Source organism: Pantoea sp. CTOTU50773 (assembly GCF_032082325.1).
GTDB lineage: Bacteria > Pseudomonadota > Gammaproteobacteria > Enterobacterales > Enterobacteriaceae > Pantoea > Pantoea communis.
The window spans coordinates 24738-46607 of record NZ_DAMDQC010000008.1 but is presented as its reverse complement, the minus strand read 5'-3'; the positions used below and the strand labels follow the sequence as shown (position 1 = coordinate 46607).

Annotated in this window: 16 protein-coding genes; 10 read left to right on the top strand and 6 right to left on the bottom strand. The window is 55.7% G+C overall.

Translation table 11 applies throughout. From position 1 onward, the window contains the following. The first annotated feature begins 66 nt into the window (after positions 1-66). Positions 67-1071 carry a phosphotransferase enzyme family protein gene (locus tag RT340_RS02520; protein ID WP_313373876.1) on the top strand — a complete coding sequence of 335 codons (1005 nt, stop codon included), beginning with the start codon at positions 67-69 and terminating at the stop codon, positions 1069-1071. 352 nt (positions 1072-1423) lie between these two features. After that, positions 1424-2485: an AraC family transcriptional regulator gene (locus RT340_RS02515; RefSeq protein WP_160834008.1), complete on the top strand. Its 1062-nt coding sequence runs from the start codon at positions 1424-1426 to the stop codon at positions 2483-2485. Here the strand turns inward: RT340_RS02515 and RT340_RS02510 are convergent. The 3 genes from RT340_RS02510 to sbcD all read right to left on the bottom strand — a co-directional run bounded on the left by RT340_RS02510 (position 2445) and on the right by sbcD (position 7942). After that, entirely contained in the window at positions 2445-2864 is a 420-nt protein-coding gene (locus RT340_RS02510; protein ID WP_160834007.1) for a cell envelope integrity TolA C-terminal domain-containing protein, read from the bottom strand. The genes RT340_RS02515 and RT340_RS02510 overlap by 41 nt on opposite strands. Before the next feature lie 192 nt (positions 2865-3056). Beyond that, entirely contained in the window at positions 3057-6734 is a 3678-nt protein-coding gene (locus tag RT340_RS02505; protein ID WP_313373873.1) for an AAA family ATPase, read from the bottom strand. After that, positions 6731-7942, bottom strand: coding sequence for an exonuclease subunit SbcD (sbcD, locus tag RT340_RS02500; protein ID WP_313373871.1), 1212 nt, complete (start codon positions 7940-7942; stop codon positions 6731-6733). The genes RT340_RS02505 and sbcD overlap by 4 nt, the downstream gene beginning before the upstream one ends. A gap of 197 nt (positions 7943-8139) precedes the next feature. Here sbcD and phoB point away from each other — a divergent pair, with 197 nt between their 5' ends. The 6 genes from phoB (at position 8140) to proY (ending at position 15590) form a co-directional block, all read left to right on the top strand. Continuing rightward, a complete protein-coding gene (gene phoB, locus RT340_RS02495) occupies positions 8140-8829 on the top strand; it encodes a phosphate response regulator transcription factor PhoB (RefSeq protein ID WP_034830536.1) in 690 nt (229 codons plus the stop codon). Positions 8830-8844: 15 nt separating this feature from the next. After that, positions 8845-10155, top strand: a complete 1311-nt coding sequence (gene phoR, locus RT340_RS02490) for a phosphate regulon sensor histidine kinase PhoR (RefSeq protein ID WP_313373869.1) — start codon at positions 8845-8847, stop codon at positions 10153-10155. Positions 10156-10247: 92 nt separating this feature from the next. Then, entirely contained in the window at positions 10248-11168 is a 921-nt protein-coding gene (locus tag RT340_RS02485) for a phosphate ABC transporter substrate-binding protein PstS family protein (protein ID WP_313373867.1), read from the top strand. Positions 11169-11341: 173 nt separating this feature from the next. Further along, positions 11342-12445, top strand: coding sequence for a cobalamin-independent methionine synthase II family protein (locus tag RT340_RS02480; RefSeq protein ID WP_160834003.1), 1104 nt, complete (start codon positions 11342-11344; stop codon positions 12443-12445). Between the two features lie 402 nt (positions 12446-12847). Next, positions 12848-14167: a branched-chain amino acid transporter carrier protein BrnQ gene (gene brnQ / locus RT340_RS02475; protein ID WP_160834002.1), complete on the top strand. Its 1320-nt coding sequence runs from the start codon at positions 12848-12850 to the stop codon at positions 14165-14167. Between the two features lie 67 nt (positions 14168-14234). Beyond that, on the top strand, positions 14235-15590 hold the full coding sequence (proY, locus tag RT340_RS02470; protein ID WP_313373864.1) for a proline-specific permease ProY: 1356 nt from the start codon (positions 14235-14237) through the stop codon (positions 15588-15590). Between the two features lie 127 nt (positions 15591-15717). On the opposite strand, the gene RT340_RS02465 is transcribed toward proY, so the two are convergent. The 3 genes from RT340_RS02465 to RT340_RS02455 form a co-directional block, all read right to left on the bottom strand. After that, the gene (locus tag RT340_RS02465; RefSeq protein ID WP_313373862.1) at positions 15718-17670 is read right to left on the bottom strand and encodes an acyltransferase family protein; all 1953 of its coding nucleotides are present in this window, start codon (positions 17668-17670) and stop codon (positions 15718-15720) included. 282 nt (positions 17671-17952) lie between these two features. Then, the gene (locus tag RT340_RS02460) at positions 17953-18762 is read right to left on the bottom strand and encodes an inositol monophosphatase (protein ID WP_160833999.1); all 810 of its coding nucleotides are present in this window, start codon (positions 18760-18762) and stop codon (positions 17953-17955) included. A 164-nt stretch (positions 18763-18926) separates the two neighbouring features. Further along, positions 18927-19508, bottom strand: coding sequence for an ACP phosphodiesterase (locus RT340_RS02455; protein ID WP_097117505.1), 582 nt, complete (start codon positions 19506-19508; stop codon positions 18927-18929). Positions 19509-19613: 105 nt separating this feature from the next. Here RT340_RS02455 and queA point away from each other — a divergent pair, with 105 nt between their 5' ends. Together queA and tgt are read left to right on the top strand one after the other, a co-directional pair. Then, the gene (queA, locus tag RT340_RS02450; protein WP_313373857.1) at positions 19614-20684 is read left to right on the top strand and encodes a tRNA preQ1(34) S-adenosylmethionine ribosyltransferase-isomerase QueA; all 1071 of its coding nucleotides are present in this window, start codon (positions 19614-19616) and stop codon (positions 20682-20684) included. 38 nt (positions 20685-20722) lie between these two features. Beyond that, complete coding sequence (gene tgt, locus RT340_RS02445) at positions 20723-21847, top strand: tRNA guanosine(34) transglycosylase Tgt (protein WP_313373855.1); 1125 nt, start codon at positions 20723-20725, stop codon at positions 21845-21847. The last annotated feature ends 23 nt before the right edge of the window (positions 21848-21870 follow it).

Genomic DNA, 21870 nt, shown 5'->3' with positions numbered 1-21870 from the left:
TCAGAACGCTGTCATCCCATGCTGATAACACTTGCTACCCATAAGATTGATGCTGGAGAAAGATGAATGAGCGCGAAACAATCCGATTCCCTGACCGATGCTGCAATGACGCTATTGGCACAGCAGGCGCTGGCCTGTTACCCCGCGCCATTCCACGGCGAGCTAAAGCTACTTTGTCGCTCGGAGAACGCCACCTTTCTGTTGCTGGCGGGCGGTAAACGTTATGCGTTGCGCCTGCATCGACCTGACTATCACAGCAAAGCGGATATCCAGAGCGAGCTGCTGTGGCTCGACGCGCTGCGTGAGATTGGCATTATGGTGCCGCAGGCGATCCCGGCCAGTGATGGCGAAACGGTGCTGACAATAGGCATGCCCGATGGCGGCGTGCGACACGCAGTACTGTTCCACTGGATCGAGGGCGAGATGCCCACCACCGAGGTCGATCCCAAAGCGTTCCAGCAGCTCGGGCACATCACTGCGCGCCTGCATCAGCACAGTCGCAGCTGGCAAAAACCGGCTGGCTTCCAGCGTATCATTTGGGATCATCACACCATGGTCAGCGATCACAGCCACTGGGGCCGCTGGCAGGATGCGCCCAATCTCAATCCTGCCGATCATGGCATTGTCGCTGAAGCAGTGGCGCGGGTCGGGCAAGAGTTGCAGGGCTTTGGTAAAGGACAGGATCGTTATGGCTTGATCCACGCTGATCTGCGCCTCACCAATTTGCTGCTGCACAAAGGTGAAACCCGGGTGATCGATTTTGATGACTGCGGCATGGGCTGGTATCTGCACGATCTGGCGGCGGCGATCAGTTTTGTTGAGCATCATCCGCGTGCCGCCGAATGGGTGGATAACTGGATCCAGGGCTACGAGCGTGTGGCGCACATCACTGATGAGGAGATGGCGCTGGTGCCGACGCTGTTGATTCAACGTCGTATCCAGATGACCGCATGGATGGGCACCCATGCAGACACCGAGATGGCGCTGAGCCTGGGGCCGCGTTGGGCCGATCACTCGGTGCGTCTATGCCGTCGCTATCTGGAAACCAATCAGCTGCCGGTTGGCGTTTGAGTTGCACCAGTAGCGGGCAGCAGTGCGTCGTAGTGGCGCAATTTATTGCGATCTCTGGGGGTGACTTTCACGCCGTTGCGCCATAAATCGCTCCTTGATGTTGTGTGCTGAGCGTGAGCGGGGCGCAACGGAATGCCTCCGTATCCTTGAGCTGCGCTTAGCCAGATGCGCATCACTGCACAGGCTTCGGCATGACACCGGACCTTTAGCAAGGTGCGCATCAACGCGCACGCTGATAAAGGATACCGAATCTAGTCGGGTCATCATTGATGGCGGCCTCTTCAAGCGTCATGGTACGAATCTTGCTGGATCCCACCATTAGTTTCACTCGCGCGATCCCTGTGAGGTTCCGATGCAATCACTGATGACTCCTTCTGAAGCGTACAGCTCGCTCTCGGCACAAGCCAACAACCGTGGCGTGCTGGCAGCAGCTGCAACCGGCTTAAGCACCTTTATCACCGACAAAGGCGGCGATGTTGATCGTATTTTTGGTATCAGCGGCATTGATTCCGAACTGCTGGCCAGCCCGACGCTCAGCCTTGGTCTGGTCAACTATTGCCGAGTGATGGAAGAAGCGGCGCGCCACTCTGGTTTTGATAACTTCGGTTTGCATTACGGCAAGCAGTTCAAACCGCAGTCATTAGGGCTGATTGGCTATATCGGCTTATGCTCACCGACGCTGGAGCAGGCGCTGCACAACGTGGTGAATGCTTTCCCCTGGCATCAGCACGATACGCTGACGCGCCTGGTCGATAAAGGCGACTGCTGGCGGCTGGATTATCAGGTGCGACACGGGGCGATCCTCTCACGTCGGCAGGATGCGGAATTGACGCTCGGCATGTTCCTCAATCTGATCCGTCACGTGGCCGGCAAAAACTGGGCGCCGCGCGAGGTGCATTTTGAGCATCCACGTCCGGAGCAGTGGCACGAGCACTGCAAAGTGTTTGATGCGCCGGTGTGGTTCGATCAACCGTTCAACTCACTGCTGATCCCCAAACGCGATCTGCTGCGCACCATGCCAGAGCAGGATCCGATGTTGTTAATGGTGATGCAGGATGCCATCCGTCGTCTGAATAGCAGCGCTTCACTGCAAAGCGTGGTGGAGCAGGCACGTTCGCAGGTCAACTTATCGTTGATGCAGGGCGAACCGGTGCTGGAAGAGATCGCGGATAAAATGGGGCTGTCGAGCTGGTCGTTGCAACGGCGGCTGCGCGAAGAGGGCATCAGCTTCACCGCGCTGGTGGATAAAGTGCGTTGCGAAATGGCCACGCACTACCTGCAACAAAAGCAGTTGCCGATCTCGGAGATGGCGCTGCTGCTGGGCTATTCCGAAGTCAGTGCGTTTTCACGCGCCTTCCGGCGCTGGTTTGGCATTAGCCCGCGCCAGTGGCGACAGGATGGGCTGGCGAGTTAGCCTGATGCGGCGCAAAGCCGAACCACGCGGGTTGGGTGCGATCCGGTGGCGGCGGTAATCCTTTCGACTGACCAATCAACTGCCAGGCGCGCAGGCACAGGGTTTCATCACCTTGCGTCTGCGTGACTGCATAGCGCCCGCTGTTTTGCCACTCCAGTCGCACCATACATTGCTGTCCCGCGTAATGTGCCGCATCGGAAAATTGCCGGTTGAGCTGTCGCTGCATCTCATCAGTCCATTTGCAGGATGCGCTGCCCGGTTCGCTCTGTGGCTGGCACAGGTTGGTCATACTTTCCATGGGATGCGATGGGGCATGCTGGCAGGCGCTGAGTAGGGTACTCAACAACAATGTGCCAGCAATACGGCGAAATACGTTCATCAATTTGCCCGGATTTGCAAAACATGGTGGCCAGTTTACCGAGCAGTAAGGGGATTGCTATGGCATTTCTCTGACTCTGATTAGATCCAGAATTTTTCGCTCAATGGCTCGCACGACGCACAGCTGAATGTCAGGTGCGGCCAGACAGCCGCACCCTGTGAAAAGAGGCTCATTTGATGGCGGGACGGACGTTTATTCCCCCGGCAACTCCAGCTTGCTGTAACCCAGTCCATTCATCTTCCGCACCCTGATCTGCACCGGAATACGTTCTTTCATCGCTTCAACGTGACTGATCACGCCGATGGTTTTACCGCTGGCGTTCAATGCGTCGAGGGCATCCAGCGCGGTGTCGAGTGTTTCGGCGTCCAGCGTGCCGAAGCCTTCATCAAGGAACAGCGATTCGATGCGCGTTTTGTGGCTGACCAAATCAGACAGCGCCAGCGCCAGTGCCAGACTCACCAGGAAGCTTTCGCCGCCGGACAGCGTGCGGGTATCGCGCGTGGCATCGGCCTGCCAGGTATCGACCACTTCCAGCTCCAGCTCATCGGTGACACGGCGTTGCAACAGGTAGCGTCCGTGTAAGCGATCCAGCTGACGGTTCGCCAGCCATACCAGATGATCGAGCGTTAATCCCTGGGCGAAGCGGCGGAATTTATCGCCTTTGGCTGAACCGATTAAATCATTCAGGCGACCCAGTTGCGTCAGCTCCACCTCGTCATTGGCAATCTGCGTCAGTAATGATTGCTGCTGCTGACGCTGTTGGGCATCACTGTGCAACTGCTGCTGCGCTTCACCCTGCTGACGGGCATTGTCGCGCAGGGCCAGACGCAGGGATTCCAGCTGTTCAGCAATACCCGCCGCCACTTCGTCACTTAGCGTGGCAGGGCGCTGTTGCTGATGGGCAGTGACGCGCTGCGCCAGCTGTTGGTGCAGGGTAATCTGCTGCTGACGCTGTTGCTCCAGGGCTTGCAGATGCTGGCGCAGATGCTGAATGTCCTGTTCGTCCAGCAACGCGCTGCGCAATGCCTGCTCGTCGGCGAAGTCGCTCTGCTGGAGTGCGCTGTTAAACGCCGTTTCTGCCGCCTGCATACGCAGATGCATGGCCTGAAGTTGGCTATCAATTTGCTCACACTGACCATTCAGGCTGTGCAGCTGACTTTGTGCCTGCTGCCACAGTTGTAACTGCTGCGCCAGCGCCTGTTCGCACTGTTGCAGCAAGGCCTGCTGCTGCTGACGCGCAACGCTCACCTGACGATCGCCAAACAGTTGCTGACGCTGCTGCTGCTGTTCTGCGTGCTGCTGTTGCAGGCTGCTGAGCGCGTGCTGCAATGTCTCCAGCTGCTGCTGCTCGCGCGTCAGGTTGCTTTGCAGGTTGTTCTGCTCGCTGTCGGCTTTAGCCAGTTGCGGCTGTAACTCAGCCAGCAAGCGCTCACTCTGCTGCCAGGCTTGCCAGCGCTGCTGCAACGTAGCCAGCCAACTGGCACGGGCATCGCGTTCGGGCAGCGCAAACTGATGTGCCGTAAGCTGCTGTTCCAGTTGCTGCGCTAACTGCTGCCAGGCGCTATGTTCCTGAGTTTCCCGCTGATTAAGTTCATCCAGCGTTTGCTGCAGGTTGTTCAGTTGCTGTTGTGCCAGCAGTTGTGCGCTATGCTGCTGCTGCCACTGTTGTTGCTGTACCAGATGCGCGTCTTTGGCCTGTTGTAACGCTCGCGCCGCATTTTCGCGCTGCTGCAGTTGCTGCTGCTGCGTGGCTTCCTGCGCATCCTGCTGCTGTTGCCACGCCGTAAAGACTTCCTGCTGATCTAACGTGCAGGTAAGTGCCAGCTCACCGCTGAAAGCTTGCCACTGCTCGCGCGCCACCGCGAGTTGCTGTTCGAATTCGGCAATCTCCTGTTGCAGCACCTGCTGCTGCTGCAGCGACAGCTTGTGCTGTTCACTTTTCGCCGTGCCTGATTCTTTGAGCTTGTTAACCCGCGTTTCCTGTGCCGCCAGCCGCTGTTGGTTTTCACCTGGTTGTAATTGCTGATACTGCGCAATAGCCGGATGCTGGCACGAACCGCACAGCGGGCAGGGCTGATCGGGCTGCAGCCGGGCGCGTTCATCAGCCAACTGTGCAATGGTGCGCTCCAGCTCGCAGATTTTGCGCAGATCGAGCAGCGTCTGGTTCTCACGTTTGTAATCGTCGCGCAGTGCCTGCAAAGCGCGTTCGTCTTGCTGATGCTGTTGCTGTAACAGCGTGAGTTTTTGTTGCCGCTGTTGCAACTGCGGCTGCAACGATTGCCAGCGCGCCGCCAGTAAGCTGAGCTGGTGGCGTGCCGCGCGCTGCTGTTGATGCTGTGTCAGCGCGTCACGCAGTGAGGTGCTGCTGATTTCAGTCTCAAGTGAAGTGAGTACCTGCTCCGCTTGCTGACGTTGCTGGCTGGCCTGCGTCTCAGCCTGCTGCAGAGGTTCTAACCTGCGATCACCTTCGGCAATCGCCTGCTGCTGCTGGGTCAGCTGCGCGTTTTGCTGCTGCTGTTGCGCACGAAGTTGTGTCAGCGCCTGCTCGCGTTCATCGAAACGGGCGATATCAGCTTGCCAGCGCGTCAGTTCTGGCCCCCAGTCTGCTACCGCCGCTTCACGGCTGCGAAATGTCTGCTGTTCTGCCAGCTGCTGTTGTAAGCGCTCACGTGTTAGCAGATGCTGACTGAGCGCGATCTGGCTTTGCTGCACTGTCTGTGACTGTTGCGCATGCAGGCGCTGCTGCTCCGCCAACTGCTGTGCGAGGCTGGCGAGCTGTTGGTCGAGCGGAATCACCTGTTCGGTAAGCAAGGTTTCCAGCTGCTGCTGATCGGCGAGTGCCTGCTCACGCGCTTGCTGTGCCGTCTGATAACTTTTTTCACCCTGCTGCAGCGCGGTTTGCGCATTTTGCTGCTGCGTGTGGAGCTGCTGCGCCTGCTGGGTTGCGAGCTGGTAATCTTGTTGCAACTGCTCACGCTGCTGAAGTTTTTCTCGCAGCTTTTCAGCCGGTTCCGCGCGTGCCAGGCGTTGGCGATCGCTTTCCGCCCGCTGCCATGCCTGTTCGGCATCCAGGTTCGCCTGTTCGACTTGCTGCTGCTCCTGCGCCAGCTGTTGCGAGTGCGTCAGCCACTGTTGTTGCTGTTGCGCTTGCTCAAGCTGCTCGCTCAGCGTTTTTTCCTGCGCCGTTAAGGCTTCAACCTGCTGCATCAGCTCTGTGCGACGCGTCTCATCCAGCAGCATCATGCCGCCAGCGCGGGCGCGCAGTGTCTCCAGATCGCTGCGTGCGGTGCGCCAGCGCTCGTAAATCTGCATCGAGATTTGGCCGTAAATTTCGGTGCCGGTGAGTTCTTCCAGCAGTTCGGCGCGTTCGCCCGGCTTGGCGTTGAGGAAGGCAGCGAACTGGCCTTGCGACAGCATCATTGAACGGGTGAAACGGTCAAAATCGAGGCCAGAAAGGGTTTCGATGAGCTTGAGTTTGTCACCCACCTTATCGGCCACAATCTGGTTATCCGCCACGCGCGCCAGCTCGACACGCGGTGCCTGCAATTTGCCATCCGCCTGGCCGCGTGCGCGGTTCTGGCTCCAGAAGGCGCGCCAGGCTTCGCCTTTGATCTCAAATTCCACTTCTGCCAGACATTCGGCGGTGTCACGGGTGATCAGTTCGTTTTGCGTCTGGGATAGCACGCCAAGGCGCGGCGTCTGGTGATAAAGCGCCAGGCAAATGGCATCCAGCAAGGTGGTTTTCCCCGCGCCGGTCGCGCCGGTTATGGCAAATAAGCCGTTGCTGGCAAAGGGTTCACGGCGGAAATCGATAAACCATTCACCGCGCAGCGCATTGAGGTTTTTAAAGCGTAACGTCAGGATTTTCATGTGGACGGGTTCTCCAGCGCGGCGAGGGTGGTGCGGAACAGTTGGGTGAGTTGCTCGGCTTGTTCGGCATCTAACTGATCTTCCTGCGCCAGACGGCGGGCGAACACTTCTTCGACTTTCAATTCGCTTAGCGTTTCATTATCCATGCGTGCCAGGCTGCGCTGACGCTGTTCGCGGCTGCGGCGTACCAGTAGCACTTCCACCGGCAGGGCTTCGGTCAGTTGCTCAACGCGGCGCTGCAAATCGCTGAGATATTCTTGCGTGGTGATTTCAATATCAAGCCAGACGGGCTGCTCGCGATCTCCCTCGCTAAATTCGCTCAGCTGTTGTTCGATCTCCGCCATTGAGCCTTTTAGCATCTGCATTGGCTGGAACTGCGGGATCGGGAGGGGAGTGACGCTTTCCAGCTGAGCGCTGAACTCCAGCAGGAACACGCTTTTCTCGCGACCTAATTCATCAAAGCTGAGCGGAATCGGTGAACCGCTGTAGCGAATATGATCGCTATCAGCAATGCGCTGGGCACGGTGAATATGGCCCAGGGCAATGTAATCCGCGGCGGGAAACGCCTGCGCCGGGAAGGCATCCAGCGTGCCGATATAGATATCGCGCACCGAGTCGCTTTTGGTCACGCCAACGGTGGTGAGATGACCGGTGGCAATGATGGGAAGTGCGCGATCTGCCCGCTCGGCCAGCGCTGCGGCATAACACTGTTGATAATGCTGCTCAATCGCTTCCAGCAGTGAGATCTGCTTCTCGCGCCCGGATTGTCCCGCCTGGCTGCGCAAAATATCGCGCGGACGTAAATAGGGAATCGCGCACAGCAGTGCGCCCGGCGTGCCATCGCGTTGATGCAGCGTCAGCACCTGCTGTTCGCCCTGTGGTGTGGCGCTGGTGATCACTCGCGTATTTAAACAGGCGAGTAACTCGCGTGATTCATTCAGGGTAGCGACAGAATCATGGTTGCCCGCCAGCACAATCAATTCACAGTGCGTTGGCTGTAGCGCCACCACGAAGCGGTTAAACATTTCACGCGCATAGCTCGGTGGCGAACCGGTATCAAACAGGTCTCCCGCGATGATTAAGGCATCCACCTGATGCTGCGTAATCTGTGCCAGCAGCCAGTCGAGGAAGGCTTGATGCTCGGCCGCCCGGCTTTTGCTGTAAAAGAACTGACCAAGATGCCAATCCGCGGTGTGAATGATGCGCATGAATACTCCCTGCTTCGTTAAGCGAAGGCGAATTATAACCTCTTCAGATCGCAAAGAAAAAAAAGCGATAATCGTTGTCACATTTCTGTTTTATCACTATCTATCATAGGGAGGGTTTTTCATAAAAGTGTCATAAAACTGACGCATAATGGCGCCGCAAATCCCAGTGACCTATTGTCACAAAAGCAGGAGTTATAATGGCTAAGCGCATTTTGGTTGTGGAAGACGAAGCTCCCATCCGTGAAATGTTATGTTTCGTGCTGGAACAGAATGATTACCAGCCTATTGAGGCAGAAGACTATGACAGCGCGATTGGTAAGCTGATCGAACCCTGGCCTGATTTAATTCTGCTGGATTGGATGTTGCCTGGCGGCAGCGGTATTCAGTTTATTAAACATTTGAAACGTGAAGCCATGACGCGCGACATCCCGGTGATGATGCTGACGGCACGCGGTGAAGAAGAAGATCGCGTACGCGGTCTGGAAGTCGGCGCCGATGACTACATCACCAAGCCTTTCTCACCGAAAGAGCTGATGGCACGTATCAAAGCGGTAATGCGCCGTATTTCACCGATGGCGGTGGAAGAGGTGATTGAGATGCAGGGTCTGAGCCTCGATCCTTCCTCGCATCGCGTGATGTCGGAAAGTACCCCGCTGGAAATGGGACCCACCGAATATAAATTGCTGCACTTCTTTATGACGCATCCGGAGCGTGTTTACAGCCGTGAACAACTGCTGAACCACGTATGGGGCACCAACGTCTACGTTGAAGATCGTACCGTTGATGTGCATATCCGTCGTTTACGTAAAGCACTGGAAGTATCTGGCCACGATCGCATGGTTCAAACCGTACGCGGAACAGGGTATCGTTTCTCTGCCCGCTACTAAACGGAGTCTTTTACCGTGCTGGAACGACTCTCCTGGAAGAGATTATTGACTGAGCTGGCGCTGGTCTGTTTGCCCGCGCTGGTGCTTGGTCTGTTGTTCGGTTATCTGCCCTGGCTACTGCTGATCGCGGTGTCAGGTGTGATGTTTTGGCACTTTAGAAATCTGATGCGTCTGTCGCACTGGCTGTGGGTCGATCATTCTATGACGCCACCCGCCGGGCGCGGTAGCTGGGAGCCCTTGTTCTACGGCTTGTACCAGATGCAACTGCGTAACCGCCGTCGTCGTCGTGAGTTGGGTAACCTGATTAAGCGCTTTCGTAGCGGCGCCGAATCCCTGCCCGATGCAGTGATCCTGACCACCGAAGAGGGCACCATTTTCTGGTGCAACGGGCTGGCACAACAGCATCTTGGGCTGCGCTGGCCGGAAGATAATGGCCAGAACATCCTCAATTTACTACGCTATCCTGAGTTTTCCCGCTATATCCGCCAACGCGATTTTGACAAGCCGCTGACGCTGGTGCTGAACAATCAACATCATATGGAATTCCGTGTGATGCCCTACAGCGAAGGGCAGTGGTTGATGGTGGCGCGCGATGTCACCCAAATGCACCAGCTGGAAGGGGCGCGGCGTAACTTCTTTGCCAACGTCAGTCATGAACTGCGTACGCCGTTAACGGTGCTGCAGGGCTATCTGGAGATGATGGACGATGCGACGATGAACGAGCGCACGCGCGGCAAGGCGTTGCATACCATGCAGGAGCAAACGCGCCGCATGGATAGCCTGGTGAAACAGTTGCTGACCTTGTCGCGTATCGAGGCCGCACCGGCTATCGATCTCAAAGAGACGGTGGATGTTCCGGGCATGCTGCAACTGTTGCAGCGCGAGGCGGAAACGCTCAGCCAGGGGCGACACAGCATCCATTTCCGCACGGATCCGCACCTCAAAGTCTTCGGTAATGATGAACAGCTGCGCAGCGCCATTTCTAATCTGGTGTACAACGCGGTGAATCACACGCCGGAAGGGACGCGCCTGGATATCAGCTGGCTGCGCACCAAAGAGGGCGCGGAGTTCAAAGTGTGCGATAACGGACCGGGGATCAGCGAGGAGCATTTACCGCGCCTCACCGAGCGTTTCTATCGGGTGGATAAAGCCCGATCGCGCGCCACCGGCGGCAGTGGCTTAGGGCTGGCGATCGTTAAGCATGCATTGAGTCACCATAATGCACGGCTGGAAATCACCAGTATTCCGCATCAGGAAACCTGTTTTAGGTTCGTGCTGCCGCCACGTTTGATTGTGGCGAAGAGCGTGCACAGTAAGGTCAGTTAAGCACGATGAAGTGGCGCAATTGATTGCGTGATGAATCGCGGCGCGACAGAATGTGCAGTTCAATGTTCCTGACCTGATTTGCGGAAGACCTGATGAGATCGCTGTTGCTGTTCACGTTGCTGCTGTGCTCTACGCTGGCACAAAGCCAACAAACCATGCTCACCGGCAATCTTAGCAGCGTCGGTTCCGATACTCTCGGCTATCTGATGACCTTATGGGGCGAGGATTTCAGCCGCCAGTCACCGGGCGTTAACGTTCAGGTACAGGCGGCTGGATCCTCAACCGCACCCACCGCGCTGGCGGCAGGCGCTGCCCAGCTCGGGGCGATGAGCCGCCCGATGCAAATTGATGAACGCCAACTGTTTACCACGCGCTACGGCTATCCCCCGCTGGCGGTGCCGGTGGCGATGGATGCGCTGGTGGTGGTGGTCAATCAGGACAACCCGCTAACGCGTATCGATCAACCGCAACTCGATGCCCTTTTCTCTGTCACTCGTCTGTGTGGTGCGCACTTGGTGCCGCAGCACTGGGGCGATCTTGGCCTCAACCAGGGAGATTGGGCGCGACGCAGTATTCAGCGTTTTGGCCGTAATTCGGCATCAGGTACCTGGGGCTTCTTCAAACAGCAGGCGCTGTGTAAAGGGGATTTCCGCTCGGACGTCGCGGAGTTTCCCGGCTCGGCGGCGGTGGTGCAGGCCGTTGCGGCAACACCCAACAGCATTGGTTATGCCAGTTTTGGTTTTCACTTAAGCGGCGTGAAGATGGTGCCCATCGTCACTGCCAGCGGCGATAGCGTGATGCCGGACGCCGAAACCATTCGCAGCGGCCGCTATCCGTGGTCGCGTCCGCTCTATATTTACGTCAATAAAGCGCCGGGCAAACCGCTGCCGCCGCTGGTGAATGCGTTCCTGCATCAGGTGTTATCACCTGAAGGGCAGCGCCGGGTAACTGAAGCCGGTTATTTGCCACTTTCCGAAAGCCAGATGGCCCAGGCACGTGCCGCCATTGAGTAAAATGGAAGAACGAGCACCCGATCATGAATTTTATTCACGTCACCTGAATTTTCTTCCATTGCCCAATTTGTTTCAGCATGTCACTCTTTCTGGACATTTAGCCATCCAGATGGCTATAAATAACCGGGTGAAATTATACCCTGACGCAATTATGCGTTTAGCCAGGAGTGAACATGCCACAACAACAACCGTTCCGTGCCGATACCGTCGGCAGTTTTCTGCGTCCTGCGGCGATCAAGCAAGCGCGCGTGCAGTTTGCCAATGGCGAGATCACGGCTGAGCAGCTGCGTCAGGTAGAAGATAAAGAAATCCGCCACGTGGTCGAGCAGCAGCGCGCCAACGGCCTGCAAGTGGTCACCGACGGCGAGTTCCGTCGCGCCTGGTGGCACTTTGACTTCTTTGGCGATCTGCAAGGCGTTGAGCTATTTGAAGCGGAGCAGGGCATCCAGTTCAACGGCGTGCAAACCAAAGCGCACGGCGTGAAAGTCACCGGCAAGGTGGCCTTTAATCCACATCACCCGATGCTGGATCACTTCCGCTTCCTGAAAAGCATTGCGGGCGACGCCGTGGCGAAAATGACCATCCCAAGCCCAAGCGTGCTGCACTTCCGTGGTGGCCGTAAAGTGATCGATGCCACCGTCTATCCCGATCTGAAAGCGTACTTTGCTGACCTGGCGCAGACATACAAAGATGCGATCGCGGCTTTCTACGCGGCGGGCTGCCGTTTTCTGCAGCTGGATGACACTGTTTGGGCTTACCTGTGCTCTTCGGATCAGCAGCAGCAGATCCGTGAGCGCGGTGAAGATCCGCAGGAACTGGCGCGTATTTACGCTGAGGTGCTGAACAAAGCGCTGGAAGATAAACCAGCTGACCTGACCATTGGTCTGCATGTGTGCCGCGGCAACTTCCGCTCAACCTGGATTTCCGAAGGTGGCTATGAGCCGGTGGCCGAGATTCTGTTTGGTCAGGTGAATATCGATGCTTACTTCCTCGAATATGACAACGAGCGTTCCGGGGGTTTTGAGCCGCTGCGCTTTATCAAACCCGGCCATCAGCAAGTGGTATTGGGTCTGATCACGACTAAGAACGGTGAACTGGAAGATCCGGAGCAGGTGAAAGCGCGCCTGCAGGAAGCTTCTCAGTTTGTGAGCCTGAACCAGATTTGCCTCAGCCCACAATGTGGCTTTGCCTCGACAGAAGAGGGCAACAGCCTGACGGAAGCGCAGCAGTGGCAGAAGATTCGTCTGGTGGTCGATATCGCCAATCAGGTGTGGTGATGCTGTAAACTTGTGCAAACAGGCGCGTAAATCGCGCCTTTTGTGCATTTAAGAGCCCGGTTTTGCGAGGAGATCTCCCGTGATGCGGAAACTTTAAGCAAATCATCTGAGGTGTTTTCACGCTATTCCACGCTGATAAACTGCTTTGCGTCACTTTCTTGTTATATCCTTCTGGTTTTCCGATCCCGTATTGCCTTTCTTCGCTATAAACGTTTTAATTTGCGCCGTTGTCGATTAATCCCTCTGCGAACAGAAGAAAAGTAGATTAAATCACCTGCGCTTTAACGATTAGGCCCGCATAACGCTCTGAACTCATCAGATAAGCCTTTGTTTTTGTGCATGCAGAGGACAACACGCACTCAACTTCCACCGCAACATCAGCTACAGGCAGTACAGAAGTTTATGACACATCGTTTAACCTCCAAGGATATCCTGGCGCTGGGCTTCATGACGTTTGCCCTGTTCGTAGGTGCAGGAAACATTATCTTTCCACCGATGGTGGGGATTCAGTCTGGCGAACACGTCTGGGTTGCCGCTTTCGGCTTTCTGATTACGGCCGTTGGCTTGCCGGTGATGACCGTTATCGCCCTGGCGCGCGTGGGCGGCGGCATTGATGCCCTCAGCTCGCCAATTGGTAAAGCCGCAGGTCTGTTGCTGGCAACGGTTTGCTACCTGGCGGTCGGTCCGCTGTTTGCTACGCCGCGTACGGCGACCGTGTCGTTTGAAGTGGGGATTGCTCCGCTGACTGGTGATGGCGCGCTGCCGCTGTTTATCTACAGCCTGATTTATTTTGCGCTGGTGATTGGCATTTCCCTGTATCCTGGCAAATTGCTGGACACTGTCGGCCACTTCCTCGCTCCGCTGAAAATCGTGGCGCTGACCATTCTCGGTCTGGCAGCACTGCTGTGGCCGGCCGGTGGTATCGCGCCTGCTACGGCTGATTACCAGCGTGCGGCCTTCTCCAGCGGCTTCGTTAACGGCTATCTGACCATGGATACGCTGGGTGCGCTGGTGTTTGGTATTGTTATCGTCAATGCGGCACGTTCTCGCGGCGTTGAAGATGCGAAACTGCTGACCCGTTACACCATGCTGGCGGGCGTGATTGCCGGTGTTGGCTTGACGCTGGTGTATCTGAGCCTGTTCAAACTCGGTTCTGGCAGTGCTGGCCTGGTTGATCAGAATGCCAATGGTGCAGCGATTCTGCATGCGTATGTGCAGCAGACCTTTGGCGGCATGGGCAGCTTCTTCCTGGCAGCACTGATCTTCGTGGCCTGCATGGTGACGGCGGTTGGCCTGACCTGCGCCTGTGCGGAATTCTTTGCGCAATACCTGCCGTTGTCGTATAAAGCGCTGGTGTTTATTCTGGGTCTGTTCTCGATGGTGGTGTCGAATCTAGGCCTGAGCCACCTGATTCAGATCTCGATTCCGGTGCTGACGGCGATTTATCCACCGTGCATCGTGCTGGTGGTGCTGAGCTTCACCCTGAAATGGTGGAATAAGAGCACGCGTATTATCGCGCCAACCATGCTGGTGAGCCTGTTGTTTGGCATCGTTGATGCCATCAAAACCACCAATTTTAAAGATGTGCTGCCGCTGTTTAGCCAGCATCTGCCACTGGCCGATCAGGGACTCTCCTGGTTGCCGCCATCGCTGGTGATGCTGGTGATTGCCGCGGTGGTCGATCGGGCAAAAGGACGCGAACAGGTCGCTGCCCACTCGTAATCGACATTGCTGTTAATTTCAACCACGGGCTTGCCCGTGGTTTTTTCATTTACAAGGTATTGGTGTTATGCAAGAAACCAACAAGCTCAAACGCGGACTGAGCACGCGCCACATCCGTTTTATGGCGCTGGGATCGGCAATCGGTACCGGGCTGTTTTACGGCTCGGCGGATGCGATCAAAATGGCAGGCCCCAGCGTGCTGCTGGCGTACATCATCGGCGGTGCGGTGGCGTACATCATCATGCGTGCCTTGGGTGAGATGTCAGTGAATAACCCGCAGGCCAGCTCGTTTTCGCGCTACGCGCAGGACTATCTGGGGCCGTTAGCAGGTTACATCACCGGCTGGACCTACTGTTTTGAAATCCTGATTGTGGCGATTGCCGACGTGACGGCTTTTGGTATCTACATGGGCGTGTGGTTCCCGGAAGTACCGCACTGGATTTGGGTGCTGTCGGTGGTGCTGATTATCGGTGCCATTAACCTGATGAGCGTGAAGGTGTTTGGTGAAGTCGAGTTCTGGTTCTCCTTCTTCAAAGTCGCCACCATTATCATCATGATCATCGCCGGTTTTGGCATGATTTTCTGGGGCATCGGCAACGGCGGTCAGCCTACGGGTATCCATAACCTGTGGACCAACGGTGGCTTCTTCGCTCACGGCATTGTCGGTATGCTGCTGTCACTGCAGATGGTGATGTTTGCCTATGGCGGCATTGAAATTATCGGTATCACCGCCGGTGAAGCGGAAGAGCCTGAGAAGTCGATTCCACGCGCCATTAACTCCGTTCCGCTGCGTATTCTGGTGTTCTATGTCGGCACGCTGTTTGTCATCATGTCGATCTATCCGTGGAACCAGGTCGGCACCTCCGGCAGTCCCTTTGTGCTGACTTTCCAGCATCTGGGCATCGCGGCGGCGGCATCGATTCTTAACTTCGTGGTGCTGACGGCGTCACTGTCGGCGATCAACAGCGACGTGTTTGGCGTCGGGCGTATGCTGCACGGCATGGCGCAGCAGGGCCATGCGCCGAAGATGTTCCAGAAGGTCTCGGATCGTGGGATTCCGTGGGTCACCGTGCAGGTGATGATGGTGGCGATGCTGATCGCCGTGTATCTCAACTACCTGATGCCGGAAAAGGTGTTCCTGGTGATCGCGTCGCTGGCGACCTTCGCCACGGTGTGGGTGTGGATCATGATTCTGCTGTCGCAAATCGCGTTTCGCCGCAAAATTGGCAAAGAGCAGGCGGGTAAACTGCAATTCGCCCTGCCTGGCGGCAGCAAAACCGCCTGGTTTGGCGTGGCTTTTCTGGTGTTCATCATTGCCTTGATCGGTTATTTCCCTGACACGCGCGTGTCGCTGTATGTTGGCTTCGCGTGGATTGTGCTGCTGTTGCTGGCCTGGCCGCTGGCGAAAAAGCGGAAAGCCTGATCATTCTGATGCGCATAACGGGTGGGATGTTTGCCCGTTAAGCGTGGAAGGATAGGTAGTGTTCAGGGCGGGAGAGATTCCCGCCCTGAGCTTTTAAGTATGATGAAAAGCGCAGGCCGAAGCACGACTACCAGTTGCTACCCAACGCAATCTCTCCGCCCGCCGGGCTCAGGTGATTGTCATCATAATAGAGCGGCAATCCTCCGCTGGTGATCAAACAGCCCTGCTCATTACACAGATTCTCTCGCAGCGATAACACGCGTACGCCTTGTTGCTTATAGCGCTGCAATAATTTCTCCACGGCCTCTTCCGGGAACTGGAACAATCTGGTGCGCTCAGAGAGCAGCGGCGGAGCTTCCCACTTGCTCAGCCAGGCGCTCAGTTCGCGACGAATCGGAATGTTACGGTTATTGCTGTAGCGCAGCGGGTCAACGTCCACTGAAGGCGCATCCTCTATTACCGTGACCTTTTTGCCCGCCTGAGTCAGCTGAGCCACCACGCGATCCATACCCGCTTGCAGCGCCTCAAGATTACTCTTTTCAGGATGATCGGTTTCGCGGAAACCGGCACCGGGCAACAGGCTCATACCCGATGCCCAATAGGCGCTGATCACCACTTCGTCCACCTTGTCGCTCAGCACCATCTTCAGCACTTCCTGATTAAAGGTAATGCATTGCTGCGCATGATGCGGCATTTGGTTCACCACGCGCGTGGTACCAATTAGAAACGGGCAGGAGGCTTTGGTGAGTTGATACAGCGGTTTATGCTGACGTTGTGCATAGCCCGACACCGAAGCACGCAGTGCGGCAGCGTGACTGTCGCCAATTAAGGCGATACCGGGGCGATCGGTGTTTGGATGACACTCCTCATGCCCCGAGGGCAGGTTTGCCCCGTAATCAAGCAAGCACGGATTACGCTGCGCCGAAATTTTCCAGCTGTCCGCATTCACGACGAGTTCACTAACCCGCGATTTCATGCCCCCGGTTTGCCACAACAGCAGCATCGCACCCGCCGCAATCAGGGAAGAGGCACAGTAGCCGGGGATCACCCAACGCGTGCCCATGCGCGTCTGGCGGAAGGGCTGCTCGACAAAGCGCCAAGAAAACCAGGCCAGACCCAGCGCTGCGCCGCAGATCATCAAACCTTGCCAGACGGTAAGGGGGTGATCGCTACAGATGCGCGCCAGACTTAGCAGCGGCCAGTGCCACAGGTACCAGGAATAAGAGATCTTGCCGATAAAGCGCATCAGCGGATTTTCTAACAGTAACTGGTTAAGCTCGCTGCGCGCACCGATCATCAGGCAACCCGCCAGCACGGGAATGATCGCCAACCAGCCCGGAAATTGGCTATGGCTACTAAGCAACAGGCTGGCGGAGATAATCATCATCCAACCCAACAGATTGAGCAGGCTGGCCGCTCGGCCGGTGAGGGGTTGTGGTTTCCACAGCGCCAGCAGCACACCGGCACCGAGTTCCCAGGCGCGGGTTGGCAACAGATAAAAGGCGTGGGTGGTGGCAAACGGTGTGATCCCGATACAGGCCACCAAAGAGATCACACTCAGTATCAGTACCACAGAGCGCATCGAACGTTTGAGTCGTACGGCCAAAAGCAGAATGAATGGCAGCACAATATAGAACTGTTCTTCTATTCCCAATGACCAGGTCATGAGCAGGGGATTTAAATCGGAATCGGTACTGAAATAGTCACCGCTCTTGAGTAGCAGCATATTGGGTACGGTGATAAATACCGCCAGGCTGTATTTGGCCAGCTGGCTGAACTCTAGCGGTGAGAGCAGGATGAAGCCCAGTAGCAGCAATATCGTCATCATGAAAAATAACGCGGGAGCGATACGTTTAATGCGGCGTAAATAAAATTGATAAAATGAGAAGTGATCCTCGGATATTTCCTTGCTGATAATGCCGCCGATCAGAAAGCCGGAAATAACAAAGAAGAGGTCGACACCAATAAAGCCACCCTGCAGCGAGGTGACGCCGGAGTGAAAGAGTACCACCAGAATGATGGCGACGGCGCGCAGGCCGTCAATATCCGCCCGATAACGGTGAGAGGCATTCGCAGTCATAATTTAACCCAGAAGTTAGGATAAGAATGGTTATGCGTTCCAGAAAAAATAAATCGGCGCATCCTGTCGCCGAAAAAAGTTACAAAGGAGAAAAATGGGTATTACAAGGGATGATTGACGCTGACAGAATACGCGCTTTTAGCCGCTAAATATCAGGGCGGAAGAAAATTAGAATAATCGCAGATTAAGGTGGTATTTGTATTTACACCGCTGAAGCATAAATAGCGAAAAGATAAGCCCGGATTATCCTTCAGGCTTATCTTTCATGATGTGGTGAATCGGCTACAGGCTGATATGCGCGGGTAACAGTGCTTTGAGCTGAGGGTAGATAACGCTATTGGCGAGCAGCACAGGATTGCCCTGCTGCAGACCGTTGTGACCAAGGTAATCATTGGTTATGCCGCCGGCCTCACGCATCAATACAATCCCAGGTAAACCGTCCCACGGATTCATATGCGCTTCGTAATAACCAATTAAACGACCAGCGGCGGCCCAGGCACTCATTAATGCGCCAGAGCCATTACGGATGAACATCCCGCCCTGTGACAGCAAGCCACCAATAAAGGTCGTCAACGGTTCCACCGGTTGGCTGTTGGAACTACTAATGCCGAGCACGCCCTGATTGAGATGCTGAGCGCTGTGCGCCTGAATACGTTTTTCGTTAACCCATGCGCCTTTACCACGGCAGGCGTGGAAGGTTTCATGATGGTTGGGATCGCAGACCACGCCAATTACCGGCTCATTTTCACAGACAATCGCCAGTGACACGCACCAGTTATGTAATCCATTCAGGAAGTTACTGGTGCCATCAATCGGGTCAATCACCCAGACAAAGCGCGCACCTGTAGTTTCACCACCGCTCTCTTCACCCAGCACGGCGTCATCGGGAAAGCGTTCGTAAATCAGGTGCTTGACCAATTCTTCCACGTTGCGGTCGGCTTCGCTAACCACATCCTGTAAATCCTTTTTATGCTCAATCACCAGTTGATGACGCTGCTGATACCAGGATAAAGCGCGGCTGGCTGCAGTTTTAGCGACATCACAGGCAAAGTGATAACGCGCGTCAAGTTCGGTTAGCGTAGCTGATGACATCTTTCCCTCTTATCATTTTCTGACAAACGAAGTGACAAAAAACGCCGAAACAGGCGACCTGGCGGTGTGACCTACTTAACAAAAGTTAAGAAAGGTTTCATTAAGCCGCAGATGAGTGCGGCTGGCAAGAGGCGTAAATGCTGGGATTGTGAAAAAAAGCGGGTTTAGAGTTGCTGGTGGCGCGCAGCGTCCATCAGGCGCGGATAGAACTGGAAGAACAGCGGTTCAAGTTGCTGATAATGATCGACAAAATCCTGATAGGAGTCGCGCAGTGCTGCCAGACGCGGGCGGCGATGTGCCATACCGCTCAATACGCGGGCCAGCCGCGTTGGTTCGGCATAGTGCTCAAACCAGCGCTCGCGCCACATCACCGAATTGAGTTCGATGAATCCTTCTGGCGTGCCGGGCAGTTGCGGCATGATTTCACGCTCGGCTGCCGCCGTGAACGCGACCAGCGATTGGGAAGGGTGCAGCTGGTCCCAGTGCAGCGCGAGGAAGTGATCCCAGATGACATCCAAAGTGATGGGCGCAACGCGACGAGTTTCAGCGCGAAAGAATTGCCGCGCTTCACGCACTTCCGGCAGGTTATCCGTCAAAACATCCAGTCGGCGATGCATAGCGATGCCCGCCACAACCGGTTCCGGCCATTGCGATTGCACATTGCCGCGCACGAAGTCGGCCATCAGATTGCCCAGCAGGGAGCTGTCTGCCAGCTGTGCAAGGTGAAGGTGAGCGAGAAAGTTCATGGCGCATTATAGGCAGAATCACAGATATGCAGCCAGTTGTTCAGAATTTGCCGCTTTTCCGCTAAACTATGCCGCCTGTTTTTTGAGTCCTGAAAGAAGTGATGCATGCGTGTAGCCGATTTTGCTTTTGAGTTGCCAGAATCTTTGATCGCCCACTATCCGCAGGCGCAGCGCAGCGGTTGCCGCTTGCTGGCGCTGGATGGCCCAAGTGGGGCGTTAAGCCATGAAGTGTTTACCGACGTACTGGATAAACTCAATCCGGGCGACCTGCTGGTGTTTAACAATACCCGCGTTATTCCGGCGCGTGTCTTCGGCCGAAAAGCCAGTGGCGGCAAAATCGAGATGCTGGTGGAGCGCATGCTGGATGACAAACGCGTGCTGGCGCATGTGCGTGCCTCGAAAGCGCCGAAGCCGGGTGCAGAGCTGCTGCTGGGCGATGACGAAAGCGTCAAAGCCACCATGGTCGCGCGCCACGATACGCTGTTTGAAATCGAATTTGCCGATGACCGCGCAGTGCTGGATATCCTTAACAGCGTCGGCCATATGCCGTTGCCGCCGTATATTGATCGTCCGGATGAAGAAGCAGACCGTGCACTTTATCAAACCGTTTACAGCGCGCGTCCGGGTGCGGTAGCCGCCCCGACCGCCGGTTTGCATTTTGATGAACCGTTGCTGGACGCGCTGCGCGCGAAAGGCATCGAAATGGCATTTGTCACGCTGCACGTTGGCGCAGGTACCTTCCAGCCGGTGCGCGTCGAGAACATCAATGACCACATCATGCACTCTGAGTATGCCGAAGTGCCGCAGGATGTGGTGGATGCGGTGCTGGCGTGTAAAGCGCGTGGCAACAAAGTGGTCGCGGTGGGCACCACCTCCGTGCGTTCTCTGGAGAGCGCGGCGCAGGCGGCTCAGGATGCGCTGATTGCACCCTTCTTCGACGACACGCAGATCTTCATCTATCCGGGCTATCACTATCAGGTGATTGATGCGCTGATCACCAACTTCCATCTGCCGGAATCGACGCTGATCATGCTGGTGTCAGCATTTGCCGGTTACAAAAATACCATGGCGGCTTACCAAAGCGCGGTGGCAGAGCAGTACCGTTTCTTTAGCTACGGGGATGCCATGTACATCACCCGTAATCCACAGGCTCCTGACGAAGTGGTTGGAGCTTAATAATCAGACTGTTTCTCTGATTATCTAATGAGGTCAATGTGAAATTTGAATTAGATACCACCGACGGGCGCGCGCGCCGTGGCCGTTTGGTGTTCGATCGTGGTGTGGTGGAAACCCCGGCATTCATGCCTGTGGGCACCTACGGCACCGTGAAGGGCATGACGCCGGAAGAAGTGAAAGACACCGGCGCGCAGATCCTGCTCGGCAACACCTTCCACCTGTGGCTGCGTCCAGGTCAGGAGATCATGAAACTGCACGGTGACCTGCACGATTTCATGAACTGGCAGGGTCCGATCCTCACCGATTCCGGCGGCTTCCAGGTGTTCAGCCTTGGCGACATCCGTAAGGTCACCGAAGCGGGTGTGCATTTCCGTAACCCGATCAATGGCGATCCGATTTTCCTCGATCCGGAAAAATCGATGGAAATTCAGTACGACCTCGGTTCAGACGTGGTAATGATTTTCGACGAGTGTACGCCGTATCCAGCTGACTGGGATTACGCCAAACGTTCGATGGAGATGTCACTGCGCTGGGCGCAGCGTAGCCGCGATCGCTTTGATTCACTCGGGAATAAAAATGCGCTGTTCGGCATTATTCAGGGCGGTGTTTACGAAGATTTACGAGATGTCTCGGTTAAAGGTCTGGTAGATATCGGCTTTGATGGGTACGCTGTGGGCGGCCTGGCGGTGGGTGAACCTAAAGAGGACATGCACCGTATCCTGGAACACGTCTGTCCACAAATTCCGCAAGATAAACCGCGTTATTTGATGGGCGTCGGCAAGCCAGAAGATCTGGTGGAAGGCGTTCGCCGCGGTATCGATATGTTTGACTGCGTCATGCCAACGCGTAATGCGCGTAATGGTCACCTGTTTGTGACCGATGGCGTGGTGAAAATCCGTAACGCCAGGTATAAAGATGACACGGCAACGCTGGATGCGGAGTGTGATTGTTACACCTGTCGCAATTATAGCCGCGCCTACTTGTATCATCTTGATCGTTGTAACGAAATACTGGGCGCACGTCTGAATACGATTCACAATCTGCGCTATTACCAGCGTCTGATGGCGGGTTTACGTAAGGCCATCGAAGAGGGTAAATTAGAGCACTTTGTTAGCGAGTTCTACCAACGGACGGGTAAAGCGGTTCCACCGTTAAACGTCTGATAATTCTATCAATGAGGGAAATT

Coding starts and splice junctions, on each gene's coding strand:
- RT340_RS02520 (WP_313373876.1), top strand. CDS start 67: ATGAGCGCGAAACAATCCGATTCCCTGACCGATGCTGCAATGACGCTA.
- RT340_RS02515 (WP_160834008.1), top strand. CDS start 1,424: ATGCAATCACTGATGACTCCTTCTGAAGCGTACAGCTCGCTCTCGGCA.
- RT340_RS02510 (WP_160834007.1), bottom strand. CDS start 2,864: ATGAACGTATTTCGCCGTATTGCTGGCACATTGTTGTTGAGTACCCTA.
- RT340_RS02505 (WP_313373873.1), bottom strand. CDS start 6,734: ATGAAAATCCTGACGTTACGCTTTAAAAACCTCAATGCGCTGCGCGGT.
- sbcD (WP_313373871.1), bottom strand. CDS start 7,942: ATGCGCATCATTCACACCGCGGATTGGCATCTTGGTCAGTTCTTTTAC.
- phoB (WP_034830536.1), top strand. CDS start 8,140: ATGGCTAAGCGCATTTTGGTTGTGGAAGACGAAGCTCCCATCCGTGAA.
- RT340_RS02485 (WP_313373867.1), top strand. CDS start 10,248: ATGAGATCGCTGTTGCTGTTCACGTTGCTGCTGTGCTCTACGCTGGCA.
- RT340_RS02480 (WP_160834003.1), top strand. CDS start 11,342: ATGCCACAACAACAACCGTTCCGTGCCGATACCGTCGGCAGTTTTCTG.
- brnQ (WP_160834002.1), top strand. CDS start 12,848: ATGACACATCGTTTAACCTCCAAGGATATCCTGGCGCTGGGCTTCATG.
- proY (WP_313373864.1), top strand. CDS start 14,235: ATGCAAGAAACCAACAAGCTCAAACGCGGACTGAGCACGCGCCACATC.
- RT340_RS02465 (WP_313373862.1), bottom strand. CDS start 17,670: ATGACTGCGAATGCCTCTCACCGTTATCGGGCGGATATTGACGGCCTG.
- RT340_RS02460 (WP_160833999.1), bottom strand. CDS start 18,762: ATGTCATCAGCTACGCTAACCGAACTTGACGCGCGTTATCACTTTGCC.
- RT340_RS02455 (WP_097117505.1), bottom strand. CDS start 19,508: ATGAACTTTCTCGCTCACCTTCACCTTGCACAGCTGGCAGACAGCTCC.
- queA (WP_313373857.1), top strand. CDS start 19,614: ATGCGTGTAGCCGATTTTGCTTTTGAGTTGCCAGAATCTTTGATCGCC.